This window comes from Candidatus Neptunochlamydia vexilliferae, from assembly GCF_015356785.1.
Classification (GTDB): domain Bacteria; phylum Chlamydiota; class Chlamydiia; order Chlamydiales; family Simkaniaceae; genus Neptunichlamydia; species Neptunichlamydia vexilliferae.
The window spans coordinates 1-1,286 of sequence record NZ_JAAEJV010000119.1 but is presented as its reverse complement, the minus strand read 5'-3'; the positions used below and the strand labels follow the sequence as shown (position 1 = coordinate 1,286).

Genomic DNA, 1,286 nt, shown 5'->3' with positions numbered 1-1,286 from the left:
AAGGTTTATCGGGACTGCCATGTTTATATTGACTATAGCTACTACTCAGTTCCTTACAAATATGTTGGAAAAGAATTGGATGTCCAGCAAGGAAGGGATACCATCCGTATCTTCTATGAAGGAGAAGAAATTGTCCTTCATATTAGAAGCAAGGAAAAAGGGGCCTTCGTAACAATTCCTGAGCACTACCCCCAATATAAGCAAATCACATCGACAGAGTACCAAGAAAAATATCGACTCAAAATGGAAGACATCGGACTCTACGCGGGGAAATATTTCATCTATTTTTTAGAAAAAAACCCAAAAAATTGGAACCGAGGGATACAAGGAATCCTCTCCCTCAAAAAAGAACATCCCAAAGAAGTGATCGATAAGGCATGCGAACGTGCCTTATATTACGGAGCAACTGGCTACCGTATCATTAAAAACATCTGTGAAAACGGGAGCTATAACCTCCCCCTAGACAAGGACTTATAAATGAACCAAATCAAACAAAGTCTAAAAAACCTCAAACTCGCAGGAGTTTGTAACACCCTAGATGAGCGATTAGCTTATGCAGAAAAAAGCTCCATCTCCTATAGAGAGTTCCTTGAAGTCCTCTTAGAAGATGAAGCCAACAGTCGAAGGGATAACAACTATAAAAAGCGTTGCCTCCAAGCAAAACTCCCTTCAAGAAAAACCATAGAAGATTTTGACTTTTCCTTCCAACCCTCGCTTGATAAAAAACAGATCAGCGACATTATGACCTGTCAGTTCATAAAAGAGAAAAAAAACATCATTTTCATTGGAGAACCAGGAACAGGCAAAACCCATCTCTCAATAGCAACAGGGATCAAAGGACTACAAAAAGGACACAAAGTCCTTTTTACCGGAGTAGGAGAAATGCTCCGGACCCTCCACAGCTCAAAAGCCGATAACTCTTACTCTAAAAAAGTTAAAGAGTACCTTGCTCCAGATCTACTGATCCTAGATGAACTAGGATTTAAGAAAGTCCCCGACTATAGCGTGGATGACTTTTTTGAGATCATCTCAAAAAGATACGAAACTGGCTCAATGATCATCACAACTAACAAATCGATCGACAAATGGGGAGAAATTTTTTCTGACAATATTTTAGCCTCAGCAATATCGGACCGAATTGTTCATCACTCGCAAATCATCACGATCACAGGTCAAAGCTTTAGAACTAAGGATATTACAAGTAAGAGGGGGGAGTAAAAATATTTTTATGTAGATCTATGGAATTTATCTCATCGATACCTATGGAATTTTCCTTGACTTTGACA

The 1,286-nt window shown here is 39.1% G+C and carries 2 protein-coding genes; both read left to right on the top strand.

All coding sequences use genetic code 11. The features are described 5' to 3' along the window. The coding region (locus NEPTK9_RS09500; protein WP_420887676.1) for a Mu transposase domain-containing protein at positions 1-477 on the top strand (477 nt) is incomplete at its 5' end. Next, entirely contained in the window at positions 478-1,218 is a 741-nt protein-coding gene (istB, locus tag NEPTK9_RS09495; RefSeq protein ID WP_194846978.1) for an IS21-like element helper ATPase IstB, read from the top strand. Positions 1,219-1,286: the final 68 nt, after the last annotated feature.